This is a genomic window from Acidiphilium sp. MT5 (assembly GCF_054767495.1).
The window spans coordinates 15,233-32,319 of record NZ_BAABMR010000005.1 but is presented as its reverse complement, the minus strand read 5'-3'; the positions used below and the strand labels follow the sequence as shown (position 1 = coordinate 32,319).

Here is a 17,087-nt window from a genome sequence, read left to right as displayed (position 1 = left end):
CGGCATGGTTACCCCACCCCCATCGCTGCCACGCCCATCGACGCCGCTTCAGGCAACTCCGCCCCAGCCAGGCCCAACCACCATGGTGGACCCGGCCAAGCTAGCCTTGGTCTTCACCACTGATCTCGCCGGGTTGCGCGCCCAAGCGCAGGGTTTGGTGGAGGCCGCTGGTCTTCAGGCCGATTACCGGATCATGCGGCCGCGTGCGCCTTGGTCGTTGGTGTCCCCGAAACTCTGGCCCGGCGCGCGCCGTGTGGTGCCTGCCGCGTCCTTGGCGCCGCCCACCGGCGATGTGCTGATTGGCTGTGGCGGCGCGGCGGCGCGGTTGCTCGCCGAATTGCGGCGCCCGGAGCGCCCCGCCGTGATTATTCAGCACCCACGGCTGGACCCGGCGCGCTTTGACCTGATCATTATCGCCCCGCATGATCGCCTCGCTGGCCGGAATATTTTCATTGCGCGCACCGCTCTGCACCGCATCACCCCGCCCTTGCTGGCCGAGCACGCGGCGCGCTGGGCGCCAGTTTTTGCCGATCGGGCGCGCCCGCTGGTTGCCGTGCTGATCGGTGGCTCGAATGGTCGTTATAGTCTCAACGACGCGACGGCGCGCAGCTTGGCCGCTGACCTCGCGGCGATGATGCAACGCGATCATGTTGGCTTAGTGCTGACGCCATCGCGCCGCACCTCGGCCTCGGCGCGGGCGATTCTGACCGATGCCCTTGCCCCGTTGGGCGCTTATATTTGGGATATGCAGGGGGAAAATCCGTATTTCGGTATGCTCGCTCTGGCCGATGCGATTATCGTGACCGCCGATTCGGTCTCGATGGTGTCCGAAGCGGTCGCGACCCGTGCGCCGGTGCTGCTCGCGCGTTTGCCGGGTCGCTCAGCGCGGATCGGCGCTTTCATGGACGACATGGTGACGCGCGGGCGGGCGCGCTGGTTGGCCGGGCGGCTGGAAAGCTGGTCCACCGATCCGCTGAACGATACACCGGCGGCAGCCGAGGCGCTGCGCCACTGCTTGGGATGGTGATGCATGCTCGATATTGAAACATTCGATAATGTGCGCGGTGGCAACAGCGTCTATAAAGCGCTTGCCCATCCGCTCGCCGCTGAAAAATTATCCACGCTCGCTGAGCGGTTGCGCGGCGCGCGTGCGCTCGCTGTGTTTGACCCCGATGGTATTTTTGCACCGTTGCGCGCCCTGGCACCAGATTTTCCGGTGGCGGGATTATATGTCGATAATACGCTCGCCCTCGGCACGGAGCGGGCCGGATTTCGCGCCCAGCCGCTGACCGATTTGCCGCAGGCCGGCGCGGACATGGTGCTGATTGCTGCGTTTGATGCCCAACGTCTGGTATCGCGGCTGCGGGCGATTCTGCCGCATGATTGCACCATCATCAGCCTCGATGCGGTGCGCCTGCCCGATGGAATGTTGACCAATCACCGACGCTATCTCGACCCATTGAATTTTGCCACCAATTTCGTGCTGTTTCGCGATGATGATCATTTGGCAACCCGCCTGATCACCGCCAATTACTGGTCAGGTTACGGTGCGAGCGGGGTAAAACTGTGGCTCCGGCTCTATGATGGGCAGGGGATTGTCCGTGCTGAATTTGAGCAGAATGTGCCGCCGGGTGCGGGCAGCATCGTGATCGATAGCCGGGCGGTGCGTGCGGCGCACCAATTGGGCCCGTTCACCGGGCAATTATTCATCCACGCGATCGGCGTCGCGGGGCATGACGTGGTGAAATACGCGCTGGATATTTATGCGACCGATCAGAGTGGCAGCCTGTCTTGCACCCATGACGCCAATGCCTGGCCCTCCGAGCGCTTCGCCGGGTTGCCGGCACCTCGCGCTGATGAGCAGGTAATCCTGTGGGTGCAAAATAGCCACGCCGTGCGCATTCCCGCGGGCGCGATGAGCCTGGATCGGATGGGCGCGGAACAGCCGGTGCCGATTGCTGAGGCGATTGCGCCATTCGCGACCCGCGCCATTGACGTGGCGACCTTGCTGCCCGGCGTGAATTGGCCGGCGCAAATCGAGTTGCGCGCCGGGCGGCACCTGGTTCGCCCGCGCTATGAGGTGGTGCGCCATCAGCGCACGCGCATCGCTCATATCAATGTCGAACGCGCCGATTTGCGCCCTGACCCGGCGATCAAGACCTTGTCGCCGCTGCTCGGGCGCGGATTTTTGCTGCCATTTCCAATCCTGCCGCGGCGCGATTTTTCAACCATCGCGTTGCCGACACCGATGGCCCATCACCAGACCAATTTGCCGCTGCGCGTTGATATTTTTGCGCCGGACGGTGCCAAAATCACCGAGCATCATCTGGGTGTGCTCGCGCGCGATCATGCAATGGCGCTTGACCTCGATACAGTGTTGGCGCCGGACGCGTTGCCCAATGGCGGTCATGGCGAGCTGGTTTATGATTTTGCGGCGGGTGGCGACGCGGATGGCTGGCTGCACGGGTTATTCCGCTACGAACGGCGCGACCAGAGCCATGCGGCGGAAACTAGCTTTGGGGCGCATATTTTCAATACCATCATGACCTGGAAAAACGAGCCGCAATCGTATGCTGGCCCGCCGCCCGGCCTATCGACCCGGCTATTTCTCGATCTCGGCACGCCGGCGCAGGAAAGCTTTGCCGTGTTGATTTATCCGGCCTCGGCGCCCTGGCACGCGCAATCTGATACAACGCTGATATTGCATGATAAAACCGGTATCATTGTTGCTGAATCAAACCTGCATATCGCGTGTTCCGGCTCATGCTTGATCGCCCCGCACCAGATTTTCGCGCGGGATGCGCTCGACGCGGCGGCGGGTGGTTACGTGTTGATCCGCGATATGACCTGCCGGTTATTCGGCTATCACGGTAAAAGGCGGCACGATGGCGCGTTTTCGCTCGATCACATGTTTGGTTTTTGAGCAGCCGGATCAACACATCTTCATCCCGCCAATGCGCCGCCCCATATGGTGGTGTCGGGCGTCGGTTATCGCGTGTTTTGTCATGGTGTGTTCTGTCAGGGCGTCGGCGATTATAGCGTAAAGGAGACCCAGCATGCGGCTGCGACGGCTTATTCTCATCGGTATCGGCGTGATCGTCATACTGCCGGTTGCTGCGATCCTGATTGTCGTCGCGCGCTTCAATCCTAATCGCTACAAGCCGCAAATTATTGCCGCGATGGAGAAGGCAACACATCGTTCGGTGACGATCGCAGGGTCGCTGCATATGGGGGTCTCGTTGACCCCGACCATCAGGGCTTCGGCCATTACCATCGCCAATCCTGCGGGTTTTACCGATCCCACCTTGCTGAGCTTGCCGCGCTTGCAAGCGCGGCTCTCACTCCTGCCGCTGCTGCACGGCACGGTCGATATCGTGTCGCTTCGCCTGATCGACCCGGTGGTGACATTAGAGCGCAATCAGGCGGGTATCGGCGATTGGGTATTTGCGCCACCGCCGCCGGGTGGGGCGCGCACGGCGACAGGCACAGCGGATCACGCCGCTACCGCGCGCTTGATGAAGATTGGCCTGCAATCGGTCAGCATCACGAATGCGACCATCATCATTCAGCATCGTCCCGTCGCTTTGGGAACAACGACCCCAAAGGCGGTCGCGCCGGAAACTTTCAAGATCAGCAAATTCACCGGCCAAGCGGCTAGTCTGAATACGCCCTTGCACGTGACTATGATTGCGGCGTTGAACAGTCAAAATCTCACATTGGCAGGTCAGATCGGCCCACTGGCGCGCCTGTTGAACGCAGCGCCGGGCGGAGATGCGCGCCCGTGGCCGGTTGATCTGACCTTGTACGCGGCGGGCGGGCAGGTTTCGGTGCAGGGCAGCGTGACGCATCCGCTACATGGTGCCGGATTTTCATTGAAAATCAACGGCCTATTACCCAATCTTGCGGCGCTGAACGCGTATTGGCCCGGCGCCCACCTGCCACCCGCGCAAAATCTCAGCCTTGCGGCGACGATTGGGCTGAGCCAGCCGGGCGCACTGCCCAGCATTACCGATGCCCAACTCGCCATCGGTGCGTCTGATCTCACGACATGGCGGCCTGGGTTGCGCCTGACCTCCTTCACCGCATCGATGCTTTCGCTGGATCAACCGATGACCATTGGCCTCGCGGGCACCCAGGCCGGCCAGCCGGTGCAACTGAATGGCACGATTGGCCCGCTGGGTCCGGTTCTATCGGGCATGTTCGCCGGATCGCAGTCTCCAGGACAAAAGCGTGCCGCGCCGCTCAAGGTTGATCTGCACGCGACGATTGCCAATGCGACGGCGGCCATCCAAGGTGCGATTAGCCAGCCGCGCACCCTCGCCGGTGTGGATCTGGCGCTGCGCGTTCAAACACCCGATCTTGCGCAGCTTGGCACGCTGATTGGTGTTGGCTTGCCCAAATTGACCCATTTCGCTGCGGCGGCGACGTTGACCGACCCGAACCAGCAAGGGCTGCGCCACGCAATCGCGCTGGACCAGGTGGCGATCAGCGCCGATCAAGCCCAAATCGGGGGTGCAGCAACGATCGATTTCGGGGCGATTCCGGATATCCAGGCATTAATCAACGCACCTCGGATCAACCTCGCGGCCCTGCGCGCCGCTTGGCCGAAGCCAGCCCTGTCCGCCAAGAGCACGCCCGCCGCGCGCGAGCCGGCGCCGGGTGCGACGCCACCGGCCAGCGCGACCTTGATCCCCGACACGGCTTTGCCGTTCGGCCTGTTGCATCGGGCCAATTTTAATATTGAACTCTCGATTGGTCATTTGACCGATGGCAAGGCCGATTATCAGGCGATTGTGCTGCACGCGCTGCTCAATCAGGGACAGCTCACCATCCGCCCGCTCGACGCGCAGCTTCCCGGTGGTGCAGTTTCTGCGCAGCTCAGTGTCAATGCCAATGCCGCGCCGCCGCAGCTGGCGTTCAGCGCGCAAGCGCCGGCATTTCGTCTGCAATCCTTACTGGGCTTGCTCGGGGTGCCCGGTGCCGGTGGGAGTACCGGCACGGCGCAGCTTTACGCCACGCTGTCGGGCAGTGGCGAGACGGCGCATGGCATCGCGTCCCGGTTGAATGGGGCAATTGGGGTTTCGGCGGTCAATGGCAGCCTTGATGGCACGGCGCTGAGCCAAGCAGTGGCGCCGATGCTGGCAAGTGTTGGTCTATCCAACGCAATCACCCAGCCCGGCCCAGTGGCGCTGCGTTGTTTTGCGGCGCGGCTCAATGCACATCAGGGGATTGCGGGCCTCAGCGCATTCACGCTGGATTCGAGCCGGTTAGCCCTTACCGGCACAGGTAATCTTAACCTTGGATCAGAACAGCTTAATCTGGTGTTTCTGCCCACCGTGCGCGTCGGTGGCAATCCAGTTCCGGTGGCTGTTGGCCTGTCCGGCGCGTTTGCGCATCCGCATTTCGGTTTGGCGCCGCCCGGCGCTTATCGAGGGGCGGCGGTGGCGCTGGCGCAGCAATTCGGGGCCAATCAAGGGGGTTCAATCCTTGGCAATGTGACCCAAGCGCTCGGCCTCACCAGCCAACCAAACCCGCAAGGGTGCCGCGCGGCGCTGGCGCAGGCGCGGATGGGTCATCCGGGACCAGCGCCCGCAGCCGCTATTCCCGGCGCCCATCAGGCCGCACCGAATACCACGCCACGCCTCTTGCAAGGTCCGCAAAATCTGCTGAACTCGCTGCTGAAATAGGCAATAATGGTCAGGCGATGGGATAATGGGCGATGGGGATAATGGGCGATGGGGATAATGGGCGATGGGTGAGCATTGATGCGGCGCTTTTGGAGCGAAACGTCGGTTGCCGAGCAAGCCGGGTTGTTCACCATCTTGCTTGATGCCAAGACGCTGCGCCTGCCCAACGGACATCAGCTCGCTGTGCCGCAGCGTGGCTTGGCCGAGGCGATTGCGACGGAATGGCAGGTCGCTGCTTTGGGCGGCGAGATCGATGCGACCACGCTGCGCCTGACCAGCCTGACCGGGCAAACCCAATTGGTAATTGCCCCGGACCCACAAGCCCTCACCAGCGCGTTGCTCGCGCGGCTGCGCGGCGATTTGCTGGTCTATCGTGCTGATGATCCACCCGAACTCGCCGCCCTGCAGCAGCAGGCCTGGCAACCTTGGCTTGATTGGGCGGCCAATGATCTGGCGGCACCGCTGCGTGCGACGCATCAACTGATTGCCCATGATCCTGATCCCGCGACCTTGGCCAGCCTCGAGCGGGTGCTGGCTCGCTTTGATCCTTGGGCGCTTGCTGCGCTTGATCAACTGACCCGAAGCCTGAATTCCTTGATCCTGGCCCTCGCGGTGCTGCGCGCGGCGCTCAGCCCGCAGCAAGCCCATGAACTCGCCACGCTCGAGACGCGCTTTCAGGCCGAGAAATGGGGCGTTGATCCGGCGATTACCGCACGCGAGGCGGAAATCGCGGCTGATGTCGAGGCGGCTGCGTTATTTTTCCGGCTGACCCGGCCATGATTTGCAAGTTCCTGGTGATTGCCGGTCGTGTCCAGGGGGTCGGTTTTCGTGATTGGATCATCCGCCGCGCCCGTCGGCAGGGCATTGCCGGCTGGGTGCGTAACCGGCGTGACGGCACGCTCGAAGCCCTGATCGCCGGCGAGGCGGATGCGGTCGAGGAATTGCTGCGCGCCTGTCGCCGTGGCCCGCCCGGCGCTGAGGTTCGCGCAATTACCGAACATTTCGCCGATCCGCCTACCGAACCAGGCTTTACCAAGCGCACGACGGCTTAGATCAATATGGGTTTAGGTTGAATCGACAGATTCGAGCTAAGCCAATGAAATTGATCGCACTCTAGATCGACCTAATCGCGCTTTAACCGGGCAAACGGGTTTTCGCGGGCCGCACGCGCCGAATCGGGCAGCTCAGCATCGGGTTTGCGCGGATAGGGATCAAGCGCCAGGGCGAGCTGATCGGTCAGCAATGCCCCTAAATCGATGGTGGGGCCGCTGATCGGCACCCAATCGGGCTGGTCTGGGTCCAGCCAATCCTCTGGCTCCTCCAGGCTGGCATCGGCGAGAATGAGCGCGGCGCGCTCGGTAATCGCCTGTTCGACCGGCTCCAGCGTCACGATACAGCTCTGGGTTACCCGGGCGGACATGTCGAGCCGGGTTAAAATCTTGCCATCCGGCTGGGGCGTGAAGGCGAATCGTCCACTGAGTTTGGCGAGACCGACGAGGCCGAACGCGGCGACAATGGCAGCGCGCGCCTTGGCATCTGCGGTTACGGTGAGGGTCAATGGCCCGTCCAGCGCTTTGCGTTCGATCAAATGCGAGAACGGGCGATCAGTGTCTTGCGTCATGCATCCTATCTCCCCCATCTTGCGCGCCAAGGGAAGCTCCCGCATACGACGCAAAGACGGACCGGTTGCGCCTGCGCACTCCGCCCTGCGCAGACCGGTCATTGCTAGGGACGCGCCACGTAATGCCGAATTTTCTGCGCCTAATCTGCCGCACCACCGCCCCATTGCTGCTCATCACGGCCTTGTCGGGCTGCGCGATATTCGCCGCACAGCCGCATTATCGCGGCAATGCCGTATCGCAATCTGCGCTCAAGCAGTTGGTGCCGCATGTCGCGACCGAGGCCGATGCCCGTGCTTTGCTCGGCTCGCCCACATTGCGCGAGACGTTCAATGATCACGATTGGCTCTATGTCAGTCAGATCACCAAGCGCCGCATTGGGCGCACCCAAGGTGTGCTGCACCAGCATGTCGTGTCGCTGCATTTCAATGACCAGGGCGTGTTGCAGAGCATCAAGCAATATGATCGCAAGGCCAGCGTCAACGTGGCGATGGCGAGCGGTGCGACCAAGGCGCCCGGTGGCAGTGCATCGTTCTTTCAGGAACTGGTTGGCGGTGTTGGGTCCTATAATCCGCTCGGCGCTGGAGCCAGCAACAGCCTGGGCGGCGGGGTTAGCCCCGGCGCGGGCGGCGGCGGTGGTGGTGGTGGCGGGCTGTCAGGGTTCTGAGCCATGCGGCGCCGCGAATGGCTGATTAGCAGCGCGCTGTTTTGCTCAATGGCGGGGCTTGCCCGTGCGCAATCGGCCCTGGGCGTGCCGACCTTTGATATCGAAGCGCCGACGCTGGATGATTATCGGGCGCTGGGTTGGCAACGGCGCGTGCTGATCCGCTGGGGCGATCCGGTGGTGCCCAGCGCGCCCGCCTTTGACCCGGCGCAGATCAGCCCGAGTGCTGCGGCTCGGCAATTTGGCTGGGACGCGATGATTGCCGGGATTATCACTCCGCCACCGGCGGAGGATGGGGTGGATCGACTGATTCTGGTGGTCGCACATCCTGATGTCGAGGCGCGGATGGCGTTTGCGGATGAGCGCGATCATCCGCGGATTGCCGGGCTGATGCAGGGGCTATCGGTGCTGAACCTGTCTTATCGCGGCGGGCAATGGGTGACGGTGGATGGGGGCTATCAAGCGCGCCGGATCACCGATGGCACGCTTTGCCAAATCACCGGGCCGGCCGCTTCGGTGATTGGTCATGCGGTGCAGGGCGTGCTGGCGCCACAACTTGGCTGCGTGACGCCGTGGAACAGTATTTTGGTGCCCGAAGGCCATACCGCGCCTTGGCTGCGCCGACTTGCGCCGCGCGATCCAGCTTTTGCCAAGCCTGAGATCGGCTTTGGCTTCGGGTGGGTGGTTGAAATCGATGCGCTTCGGCCCCTGAGTTTTCCCAAGAAACGCACGGCTTTGGGCCGGTTTCCTCGCGCGGGATTAGCCTGTGCAACGGCTGCGGACGGCACGCCGGTTGTGTTCATGAGCGAGGCTGGGCTTGGCGGGCGATTGTTCCGCTACAAGGGTGCGCCACCCGTCGCCGCGCCTGCAAGCGCACCAACTCTTCCGGCCATCAGCCCGCCGCAAGCAGCCAGTCCGCTCGATAGCGGCACGCTCGCGGTCGCGGTGATCGAGGGCCACGATATTGTCTGGCATGATCTCGCTGCAGCGCCGACCAGCCTGACCGCGACCTTATCGGCGGCAGGGCAGGGGAGCCGGTTTGATGATCCAAAGGGGCTTGCGCTCGATCATAGCGGGCATCTTTATCTCGCTTGCGCGGGAAACCGGGCGCGCGGGATTGACCAAATCAACCCGCTTAATCCGCGCGCCGGCCATGATGGCGGCCATGTCATTCGCTTTGAACCGGCCAATAACGATCTGGGAAGCAAGCGGTTCAGCGGCGCGGTTGTGCTGCTTGGCGGTGATCCGCAAACCGATCCATCAGCGCGCTACGCGCCGGGTTCCACTGCCTTTTTGCGCAAACCCGTCACCCTGTCGATTGATCGCGATGGCGATGTGCTGATCGGCACCGATCAGGGCGGCGACAGCACCATCATCGCGGACGGGCTATACCGGCTTAGCCGCAGCGAGGCCGCGCCGGATGCGCTCTCACTGATCTATCGCGCGCCGATTGGCGCGGCGCTTGGCGGCAGCGCGCTCGACCCGATCAAAAATCAGATCTTCGCCGCCATTCGCCATCCAGGCGCCACGCCAGACGCAACTTTTTCCAACCCGGCCACACGCTGGCCGAGCCTGCAACCGCAAATGCCGCCGCAAACCACGATTATCGCTCTGGCGCGAACGGCCAACCAGTGATACTCGAGCCTCGAAACCGCATTTGCACCGAAATACGGATGGGTGGCCGAGCGGTTTAAGGCAGCGGTCTTGAAAACCGCCGTACGTGAAAGCGTACCGTGAGTTCGAATCTCACCCCATCCGCCACTTCAGTCCCTGAGTGGGCACTGAATTTACGCTATTTTTTCCGGTTAGCACCTGTAGCAGCCGAGACTTCGATCCCATGATCCGGACCTCGCCATCTGCGACCTCAACGCGCTGGGCGAGCGCGCGAAGATGGTCACGGCGATAACCACCCCCTTCAAGGCGGATATGCCGCCGCGCGGTTTCGGCTAACGTGCGCACCATCTGCGGGGTAACGGCATTTTTGCCGGAGTTTTCAAGCATGGCCTGGGCGCGCTCGGCATCGGCCTTCGCCTGATCGCGGATGGCCTTGAGGCCGTCGATACGGTCCTTGAGCGCCGGTTCGTTCAAGTCGGCGACGCCTGCCTCGATGGCGTCGTAGAGGCGCTTGAGGCGGGCTTCGGATTCCGCCGCACGCCGGTTCAGTTCGCCAATGTGCTCATGCTGGCGCTCGGATCGCTCCCGCCGCCGGTCGAGTACGGTGGCGAGTATCTTCTCCAGCCTCTCGGGCTGGAGAAGACGGTCTTCGAGATGGCTGGCGACAAGATCGTCCAGCTTGTCCATCGGCACCGCCATGCCTTCGCAGGCTGTCGGCCCTTGCCGGGCTTTCATCGAACAGGCGTAGTAACGATAGCGCCCGCCTTTGCCGGTGCGGATGGTCATGGCGCCACAGCACTTGGCGCAGTGGATCAGCCCGGTGAGCATTGTCGGCCCGCTGATGACGGCGGATGGCGTCACCGTGGGATGGCGGGCCTTGAGTAGCGCCTGCACCGCGTCGAAGGTCTCGCGGTTGATGAGCGGCGGGACGGGCACGACCACGATCTCGCTGAGGGGTTTCAGCTCTTTGGACTTGGCCCGCTTGTTGAACTCATGCTCGCCCATGTAGGTGCGGCGGGTCAGGATGCGATGGACTTGGCCGATGCCCCAACGGCCTCCGTCGCGCGTGAAGATACGGTTGCGGTTCAGGTGGCTGACGATGTTCTTGACGCCCATCTGGCCCTTGGCGCCGTCGCCGTGGAGCGCGAGCCGGTAGATCAGGCGCACCGTTTCGGCGTGGAGCGGGTCGATCTCCAGCTTCTTCTTGACCTTCGCGCCGCGTTGCTCGGCCGCGACGACACGGTAGCCGATGGGCGGCAGCGAACCGTTCCAAAAACCCTGCCGGGCGTTTTCCTTCAAGGCGCGGATGACATGCTTGGCGTTTTCCTTCGACTGGTATTCGTCGAACAGCGCCATGATCTGGCGCATCATGACGTGCATCGGATCGTCGCCCATTTCCTGGGTAATGGAGACGAGCTTCACCCCGTTCTTGGCGAGCTTCCTGACGTAGAACTCCAGCTCGAAGTGATCGCGGAAAAAGCGGCTGAACGAATGGACGATCACCACATCGAATGGCGCGGGCTTGGACGTGCCCGCCTCGATCATTCGCTGGAACTCGGGGCGACGGTCATTGGTCGCAGACGCGCCGGGCTCCACATAGGTCTCGACGAGCTGGTAGCCGCGTGAAACGCAATAGGCTTCGCCCTGGCGCTTCTGATCGGGGATGGAGACATCATGCTCGGCCTGCCGCGCCGTCGAGACGCGCAAGTAAAGGGCGGCCCGTAGCGGCACGGTCATGGTGTATATCTCCCTGTCACATCATCGGCACGACCCGAACAACTCATCGAAGATATCGCCGAACCACGCTTCGAACACGTCCACCTCTTCGTCCGTGACCGGGATATGCTCGGGCCAGTCGTCGGTGACGGTCCAGGTGGAGAGGTCATGCTTCGGCGGCCGGCCCAGAAACGGCCAGGGTTGGCCGAGCAACGCTTTAAGTTGCTCCGATGCGGTTGGGGTGCATTCTTTGCGAAGTCTTGCCATTGCGCCAGAATCGCCGAACCTGACGCGTGAAAGAATAGCCTTTTCTTACGCTGGAAGCACCCGCGCACCATGGCGCAAAAAGACTTGCGCGCGGCGGCGCAGGGCTGAAACGGCGTATGGGCGAAGGCGGTCGTCATGGCGATAACAATCTCAGCGCCGTCGCCACCGGCAGATAGAGGGTGCGTGGCTGCCGCACCAAGGGCGCGAAGCCGAATGCCAAATAGAAGGCCGCTGCTTGGTCGTCGATCGCGTCGGCAAAGATGGCGTGGGCGCCGATCGGGGCTGTGGCGACGGTCTTGATGGCGTCAAACAGCAGGGCTTCGCCAAGCCCCTGTCCGGCATAGTCGCTATGGCGGCCAAGCCAGCCGATCAGCACTGCCGGAACAGTCGGGTAGCGCGGCAGTTTCTTTGCCAGTGGCTCGGGAACCTCGGTCAACGGCACGTTGCTGGAGGACAGCGTGTAGAAGCCCGCCACCCGGTCCGTTGCAATCTCCCTCGCGACGAAACAGGTGGCGTATTTGCGCTTCACGTCCTGCGAGACGGTCTCGCGGAAATAGCTGTCGATCCGGTCGTTGCCGCAGGTGAAATCCGCCCGCTTGTGCGCCTTCGCCAGCGGCTCGATGGCGAAGCGGACACTCACCGGCGTTCGATCAGCTCGGCATGGCGCTTCGCGGCGCGGATCAGCCGCTCATTCGGCTTGGGCGGATTGATCAGCGCCTCGGCGAAGCGGATTTGATCCTCGCGCGCCAGGCGCATGATGTCGGCGTCCTCGACGACGCGCCTTGCGTCCTCGCCGGCGGTGGAGATGAGATAGCCTGTCAGGGTCATCCCGCGCAGACGGGCGGCGCGCTGCATCTGGTCGTAGACCTGGACCGGGACGCGCGCTTCCAACCGGGCGGTTTCGGCTTCAACTTGGGGCTTGGGCATGGGGGCCTCCTTTGGTCCCGTCATATACGGCATAATGCCGTATTGTTCAAGCTGAATCACATGCCTATCCCAATCTGTCGCTTGCGGCTGAAACTCCAATCGATGCCGCCGTCGTCGCGGCGGACGCCGCTGATGTGCTGGTTGAGGCGCTTCTCCAGGACCGGCTGCCACGGCACGAGTTGGAACCCAAGCCCGTTCTCGATCATGGCGAAGCGCCCACTGGCGAGGTTGGCGGCGCCCGCCAACCGCCCAGTCACGTACTCGCCCGGCCGGGACGAGGCATAGGTCAGCCCGCGCTCGGCGGCCATCTCTTTGCCCACGCGCTCGACCTCCTGACTCTCCAGCGCGGCGATCGTGCGCCGGGGGATGGAAATGAACCCGTCCTTCACGCTGGCATTGCCCATTTCGACGAGACGCGCGGCGCGCCGGTCGAGCGCGGCGTTCACCTCCCGGCCGAAGCCGGTTCCGGCAAGGGGCAGATGGTCTTTCGCAACCAACTCCCTGTCGAGCCAGGTCGCGCCGTCGCTGCCCACCTGCCGGTCGAGGTCGAGCGTGGACAATGTGCGGATGCCGAAATCCTTGGGCCGGCCGGGGGCGTCATAGGCGATGCCTCGCTCGGCGATGTCGCCCGGGATTTTCCAATGGTCGGCATCGATGCGCTCGACATGCCCGGCGCGGCGTAAGGCTTCCAGCCGGCGCACATGGGAGCGAATGAAGGCGTCGGGGTCGCCGTGGCGCTGCTCGATGATGTCCCGCGTCGCTTCCAGATGAAGGCTTGGCTGGTAGATGCCGCCATTGGCCTCCGCCATGATCTGGATGTTGACGTCCGCCGGCCGGGGCTCGGCCTTGGTCGGCGCCGGATCAAGCGTGACGATGTGGCCGCGTCTTATCTCGTCGAGTCGGCCGGCGTCCGCCATCTCGACATGATGAGTGCGCCCGTCCACGCCATCGATCACGAGGTGCAGCCGGTCGCCCATCTCGTCGCCGGCCAGACCCTTGGCTAGCACGCGGCCCACGATCGTTTCGGTGATCTGCTTGCCGTGCGCCACATATTGCGCGGGGGCGCGTTCGTCGGCGAGGCCGCGGTCTGCCAATGCTCGGTGCATGGTCTTAATGATGTCGCCGCGCTCGCCTAATTCGCGCAAGGTCGGCTCGGCCTGTGCTGAGATGGACCAGCGGCCAACCTCCACCTCGGTCGCCAGCCCCATGCTTTCCAATCTGTGGGCGCGGGAAATCAGCAGCGCCCGGTTCCTTCGCGCCGTCTCCAGCATGTCCCGCTCGGGGCGCAGATCGGCGAACGCGTGGCTCGCCTCTTGCTCGGCGATCAGCATGCGGTCCAGGCGGGTAAAGCGCTCGGCGTCCACCTCGCACTCAAGCTGGCGGCTGACCTCCTGCTCGGTCTGCCGGCCCAGCTCCAGCGTGACGATCTCGCTGGCCCGTTCGCGGATGCCGTGGGCGATGTAGTCGCCGGCGATGTTGAGTATCTTCCCGTCGTCGGTGACACCGCGCGCCAGGATGTGGGTGTGCGGGTGGCCGGTGTTGTGATGATCGACCGCGATCCAGTCGAGCCTGGTGCCGAGGCCAGCCTCCATCGTCTTCATCAGGTCGCGGGTGGTCTCGCGCAAGTCGGCCAGCTCCACGCCTTCCTCGGCGGAGACGATGAAGCGAAACTGGTGGCGGTCGTCTCGGCCCCGGTCGAGGAAGGTGCTGCCGTCCTCGACGTCGCGCTCGGCCGAATAGACCTGTCCCTTCTCGCCGTCGCGGTTGACACCATCGCGCTCCAAATAGCGCAAGTGGGCATCCACCGCCTTCGCGCTGACGAACGACCGTCCGCGCGCCGCGCCGCGCTGCGGGTTAAGCTTCACGATGCGCGCCTTCACCGTCACGCGGCGGGCGCGGGTCCGCACGCCGCTGGCGTCCCGGCTCCAGCCGCTCCGCCCCTTCAGCCCGGCGGCGGCCGTAGCGCCCCGGCCTCGCGCGTTGAACCGGCCGCTTCCCTTCCCGGCTGAACCCAGCCGATTGGGGTCGCCGCCGGCACGCCGGATGGCCTGATGCACCTCGGCCAGGAAGGTCTTCGGGCGCGGGCGGACGGTGCGCGTGGCGCGCCCGCCACCACGGTCGCGGACCCGACCGGGACGGATGCGGAAATGGTCTTCGTCGTTCGCCATGATGCGACGATTGGAAGATAAAACGGCCGACACAAGGTCGAAAATGACGGCGTAGGGCCGTGGCGTAGAAATACTTGCTGTAGAGTAAAAGCGGCGGAACGGCGCACGACGCACATTGGCGGTGCCACCCAAAATACCATTGAAAACATTGCGGAAATCGACTTCTCCGACGCCGCCGCACCTCGCACCTTCAGCGGCAAGCCGCCAAAAAACAATGTGCAGACAAACACTTAGGAACGAAGTTCCGGCAGCGAGGCAACTTGCTTTATCTTGCCGTCATCTTCTCTTTGGCTGTCCGATCTGTGGTGCAACCTTCAACGCGAAGTCCTAAGCGCGAATCAGCCAGTGAGAAATAATGCAGAAACACGACCTTGGACCTGCCAGGAATTTACCTCACCGGTGCTTTCACGGTGTTGCCAATTTGACGACGATGCGTGGATGATCTGCCGATCACACGGTACTCGCCGCGCCGATTACGGCGATATATAAACGCGAGCGAGCGCGTATAACGTGAACACTTGACGACAATGGGGTGCAGGATTGGATGCGAGATCAGTATGCCGGTGATGTCAGCGACGTTCTCAAATTCGCCTTCCTGCGCGCCCTCGCCGGCAAGGACAGAACGCTTGGCATCGCATGGTATTACGCACCCGGTGATGATGGACGGTCGGACGGTCGGCATCTTGAATGGCGCGACGAGACGGCATGGCGCGTGCTTGATGAAGAACTACACACCGGTCTTGCTGCCTTGCAGGAACGCAGCGTTGCCGCACTTGAACGGGCGATGTTCTGGCCGAAAGCCGTGCTGTTTCATCGCGAGCCTATTCCGCCCCGCGCCGGACGCAGTGCGTGGGGAATACGCAAGCGAAGCGCGCTCGACAGCGCGGATATCGTGTTTCTCGATCCGGACAACGGCATCGGCGAGGAAACTGAGAAACACGCAACCTTTTCGAAAATCAGGCTTCTGCGCAAACCGGGACGCGCCATCGTATTCATCACCTTTCCGGGCCGAAGCATGAAGCACGACGCCCTTCTGCGACGGTTACATGAACGGCTGGCCGTTGAAACGGACGCCGAGAACATCATCACGCTACGGACCAATGTCTCCGTACCTGCTGCCGAACGACCGCGTTCATATGTGCAGCGCCAGCGATGGTTTACGGTCATCGATCCGGACGCCGAGCTGATCGCCAGGGCGCGCGCGTTCGCCAGCAATCTCACATCCATTCCGCGTGTCCGGGCAGTGTTGGACGGTATCGCATGAGCTTTCGGGGGACCCAGAATCCATGAGTGCATCAATCTTAGACCCGCAGCTTTTGAGCGAACTGAAGGCTGCGTTTGACCGTGGATTGGCATCCGGAGAACTGATGACGCCCACGCAGATCAAGCAGCAAACCACGCTGTTCCGTGATCGCTTCGGACCTGCGGTGCTACGAGGCTTGGACGGCGAGGCGCTATTGCGGCTGATGCACGGGCGCGAAAGCAGCGAGTCCAGGTGCCTTGCATATTGGCTGGAGTTCAAGAACGACGACGAGTTCACTGGCAACCGGTTCGGGGGAATTGGTGGCGGTTCTGCCCTGAAGTTTGGCATCTTCCAGCGCCAAAGCGATGGCGCCTGGATGACCGGGTCACCGCAGACGCAGCAAGCTCTGTCTCTCGAAGATGCCATCGCGATTGCGCGAACGCAGCGTGACGAGCTGCTAGCCGGTGCCGATGTGCTGACATCGCTAGATGCCGGTGACACGTCGGATAGGTCATACGCCCAGCTTCAGACCGCCATGGAGAAAGCGGCGCCAAAACTGTCCGGGGACGGCTGGGCTCACAAGTACTGGTTCCTGATTAGTCCCGACCGGCTCGATGACTATCACAGTCCGCGTTATCAGCGATTCCACCTGTTCAAGCTGTTGCAGATGCCGCCCGATAAGGTCGGCATCTTGGATGGCAGCGCACCGCGTTTCATCTGCGCTGGCCGATTCATTGGTGCTGCGCGCGAGCTTGGAGTCCCGGTTACGACACTGAACACGATCCTGAATCGGCGTGACGGTGCAATCCATCGCTATTGGCGCATAGGCACCACTGAAGGGGACACGGGAGAAAGCCATTGGACCGAGATGCGTGACGGAGGCTTCGTTTCCATCGGTTGGTCGGAACAGGTTCCAGACCTGACTAAAGTCATCGGCCAGGAGAAAGGCGCTGCGAAGAATCAGATACGGGAGTGGCTTCTCCCCGGGTATCCGGATAGCGCTAGCGTGGCATCGCGCAAGGCAGGCGAGATCCTGAATTTCGCGTCGGAAATCGCTGAGAAGGATTTGGTGCTCGCCTGCAAGGGGCAGACCGTTCTCGCAGTGGGGCGTGTGAGAGGGCCTTACGAATACTGGCTTTGCTACTGAATATTGGCCCAGCAGTGATGGCGAATTTTGGCCCA

Annotated in this window: 15 protein-coding genes and 1 tRNA gene; 10 read left to right on the top strand and 6 right to left on the bottom strand. The window is 62.9% G+C overall.

The genetic code is table 11. The features are described 5' to 3' along the window. Window positions 1–4: 4 nt before the first annotated feature. From ACYUCQ_RS06905 to ACYUCQ_RS06885, 5 genes are all read left to right on the top strand, one after another. On the top strand, window positions 5–1,027 hold the full coding sequence (locus tag ACYUCQ_RS06905) for a mitochondrial fission ELM1 family protein (RefSeq protein ID WP_460253783.1): 1,023 nt from the start codon (window positions 5–7) through the stop codon (window positions 1,025–1,027). Window positions 1,028–1,030: 3 nt separating this feature from the next. Further along, window positions 1,031–2,923 carry a hypothetical protein gene (locus ACYUCQ_RS06900; protein ID WP_460253782.1) on the top strand — a complete coding sequence of 631 codons (1,893 nt, stop codon included), beginning with the start codon at window positions 1,031–1,033 and terminating at the stop codon, window positions 2,921–2,923. A 133-nt stretch (window positions 2,924–3,056) separates the two neighbouring features. Then, entirely contained in the window at window positions 3,057–5,687 is a 2,631-nt protein-coding gene (locus ACYUCQ_RS06895) for an AsmA family protein (protein ID WP_460253781.1), read from the top strand. Between the two features lie 78 nt (window positions 5,688–5,765). Then, window positions 5,766–6,467 (top strand): ATP12 family protein, encoded by a 702-nt coding sequence (locus ACYUCQ_RS06890; RefSeq protein ID WP_460253780.1) that lies wholly within the window; start codon window positions 5,766–5,768, stop codon window positions 6,465–6,467. Beyond that, entirely contained in the window at window positions 6,464–6,739 is a 276-nt protein-coding gene (locus ACYUCQ_RS06885; protein ID WP_460253779.1) for an acylphosphatase, read from the top strand. The genes ACYUCQ_RS06890 and ACYUCQ_RS06885 overlap by 4 nt, the downstream gene beginning before the upstream one ends. A gap of 71 nt (window positions 6,740–6,810) precedes the next feature. Here ACYUCQ_RS06885 and ACYUCQ_RS06880 read toward each other — a convergent pair whose 3' ends face one another. Next, the gene (locus ACYUCQ_RS06880; RefSeq protein WP_460253778.1) at window positions 6,811–7,308 is read right to left on the bottom strand and encodes a DUF177 domain-containing protein; all 498 of its coding nucleotides are present in this window, start codon (window positions 7,306–7,308) and stop codon (window positions 6,811–6,813) included. Window positions 7,309–7,430: 122 nt separating this feature from the next. On the opposite strand from ACYUCQ_RS06880, the gene ACYUCQ_RS06875 reads away from it, so the two are divergent. From ACYUCQ_RS06875 to ACYUCQ_RS06865, 3 genes are all read left to right on the top strand, one after another. Then, complete coding sequence (locus tag ACYUCQ_RS06875) at window positions 7,431–7,973, top strand: outer membrane protein assembly factor BamE (RefSeq protein WP_460253777.1); 543 nt, start codon at window positions 7,431–7,433, stop codon at window positions 7,971–7,973. Window positions 7,974–7,976: 3 nt separating this feature from the next. Continuing rightward, a complete protein-coding gene (locus tag ACYUCQ_RS06870) occupies window positions 7,977–9,605 on the top strand; it encodes a PhoX family protein (protein WP_460253776.1) in 1,629 nt (542 codons plus the stop codon). Between the two features lie 36 nt (window positions 9,606–9,641). After that, window positions 9,642–9,731 (top strand) — tRNA-Ser (locus tag ACYUCQ_RS06865). On the opposite strand, the gene ACYUCQ_RS06860 is transcribed toward ACYUCQ_RS06865, so the two are convergent. From ACYUCQ_RS06860 to ACYUCQ_RS06840, 5 genes are all read right to left on the bottom strand, one after another. After that, the gene (locus ACYUCQ_RS06860) at window positions 9,717–11,321 is read right to left on the bottom strand and encodes a recombinase family protein (RefSeq protein ID WP_460253775.1); all 1,605 of its coding nucleotides are present in this window, start codon (window positions 11,319–11,321) and stop codon (window positions 9,717–9,719) included. The two genes, ACYUCQ_RS06865 and ACYUCQ_RS06860, sit on opposite strands and share 15 nt — an antisense overlap. Before the next feature lie 21 nt (window positions 11,322–11,342). Continuing rightward, entirely contained in the window at window positions 11,343–11,513 is a 171-nt protein-coding gene (locus ACYUCQ_RS06855) for a hypothetical protein (RefSeq protein WP_460253774.1), read from the bottom strand. 187 nt (window positions 11,514–11,700) lie between these two features. Then, window positions 11,701–12,207 (bottom strand): GNAT family N-acetyltransferase, encoded by a 507-nt coding sequence (locus ACYUCQ_RS06850; protein ID WP_460253773.1) that lies wholly within the window; start codon window positions 12,205–12,207, stop codon window positions 11,701–11,703. Continuing rightward, on the bottom strand, window positions 12,204–12,494 hold the full coding sequence (locus tag ACYUCQ_RS06845) for a type II toxin-antitoxin system TacA family antitoxin (protein ID WP_460253772.1): 291 nt from the start codon (window positions 12,492–12,494) through the stop codon (window positions 12,204–12,206). The genes ACYUCQ_RS06850 and ACYUCQ_RS06845 overlap by 4 nt, the downstream gene beginning before the upstream one ends. A gap of 56 nt (window positions 12,495–12,550) precedes the next feature. Further along, window positions 12,551–14,662 (bottom strand): DUF3363 domain-containing protein, encoded by a 2,112-nt coding sequence (locus tag ACYUCQ_RS06840; RefSeq protein WP_460253771.1) that lies wholly within the window; start codon window positions 14,660–14,662, stop codon window positions 12,551–12,553. A gap of 544 nt (window positions 14,663–15,206) precedes the next feature. Between ACYUCQ_RS06840 and ACYUCQ_RS06835 the strand changes: the two genes are divergently transcribed. Together ACYUCQ_RS06835 and ACYUCQ_RS06830 are read left to right on the top strand one after the other, a co-directional pair. Further along, window positions 15,207–15,926 carry a hypothetical protein gene (locus ACYUCQ_RS06835; RefSeq protein ID WP_460253770.1) on the top strand — a complete coding sequence of 240 codons (720 nt, stop codon included), beginning with the start codon at window positions 15,207–15,209 and terminating at the stop codon, window positions 15,924–15,926. Between the two features lie 22 nt (window positions 15,927–15,948). Beyond that, window positions 15,949–17,052, top strand: a complete 1,104-nt coding sequence (locus ACYUCQ_RS06830) for a hypothetical protein (protein WP_460253769.1) — start codon at window positions 15,949–15,951, stop codon at window positions 17,050–17,052. Window positions 17,053–17,087: the final 35 nt, after the last annotated feature.

What these genes read in the sequence shown, in the direction of transcription:
- ACYUCQ_RS06895 (WP_460253781.1), top strand. Translation starts at nt 3,057, where the DNA reads ATGCGGCTGCGACGGCTTATTCTCATCGGTATCGGCGTGATCGTCATA.
- ACYUCQ_RS06840 (WP_460253771.1), bottom strand. Translation starts at nt 14,662, where the DNA reads ATGGCGAACGACGAAGACCATTTCCGCATCCGTCCCGGTCGGGTCCGC.
- ACYUCQ_RS06845 (WP_460253772.1), bottom strand. Translation starts at nt 12,494, where the DNA reads ATGCCCAAGCCCCAAGTTGAAGCCGAAACCGCCCGGTTGGAAGCGCGC.
- ACYUCQ_RS06875 (WP_460253777.1), top strand. Translation starts at nt 7,431, where the DNA reads ATGCCGAATTTTCTGCGCCTAATCTGCCGCACCACCGCCCCATTGCTG.
- ACYUCQ_RS06890 (WP_460253780.1), top strand. Translation starts at nt 5,766, where the DNA reads ATGCGGCGCTTTTGGAGCGAAACGTCGGTTGCCGAGCAAGCCGGGTTG.
- ACYUCQ_RS06835 (WP_460253770.1), top strand. Translation starts at nt 15,207, where the DNA reads ATGCGAGATCAGTATGCCGGTGATGTCAGCGACGTTCTCAAATTCGCC.
- ACYUCQ_RS06905 (WP_460253783.1), top strand. Translation starts at nt 5, where the DNA reads ATGGTTACCCCACCCCCATCGCTGCCACGCCCATCGACGCCGCTTCAG.
- ACYUCQ_RS06830 (WP_460253769.1), top strand. Translation starts at nt 15,949, where the DNA reads ATGAGTGCATCAATCTTAGACCCGCAGCTTTTGAGCGAACTGAAGGCT.
- ACYUCQ_RS06885 (WP_460253779.1), top strand. Translation starts at nt 6,464, where the DNA reads ATGATTTGCAAGTTCCTGGTGATTGCCGGTCGTGTCCAGGGGGTCGGT.
- ACYUCQ_RS06870 (WP_460253776.1), top strand. Translation starts at nt 7,977, where the DNA reads ATGCGGCGCCGCGAATGGCTGATTAGCAGCGCGCTGTTTTGCTCAATG.
- ACYUCQ_RS06900 (WP_460253782.1), top strand. Translation starts at nt 1,031, where the DNA reads ATGCTCGATATTGAAACATTCGATAATGTGCGCGGTGGCAACAGCGTC.
- ACYUCQ_RS06880 (WP_460253778.1), bottom strand. Translation starts at nt 7,308, where the DNA reads ATGACGCAAGACACTGATCGCCCGTTCTCGCATTTGATCGAACGCAAA.
- ACYUCQ_RS06860 (WP_460253775.1), bottom strand. Translation starts at nt 11,321, where the DNA reads ATGACCGTGCCGCTACGGGCCGCCCTTTACTTGCGCGTCTCGACGGCG.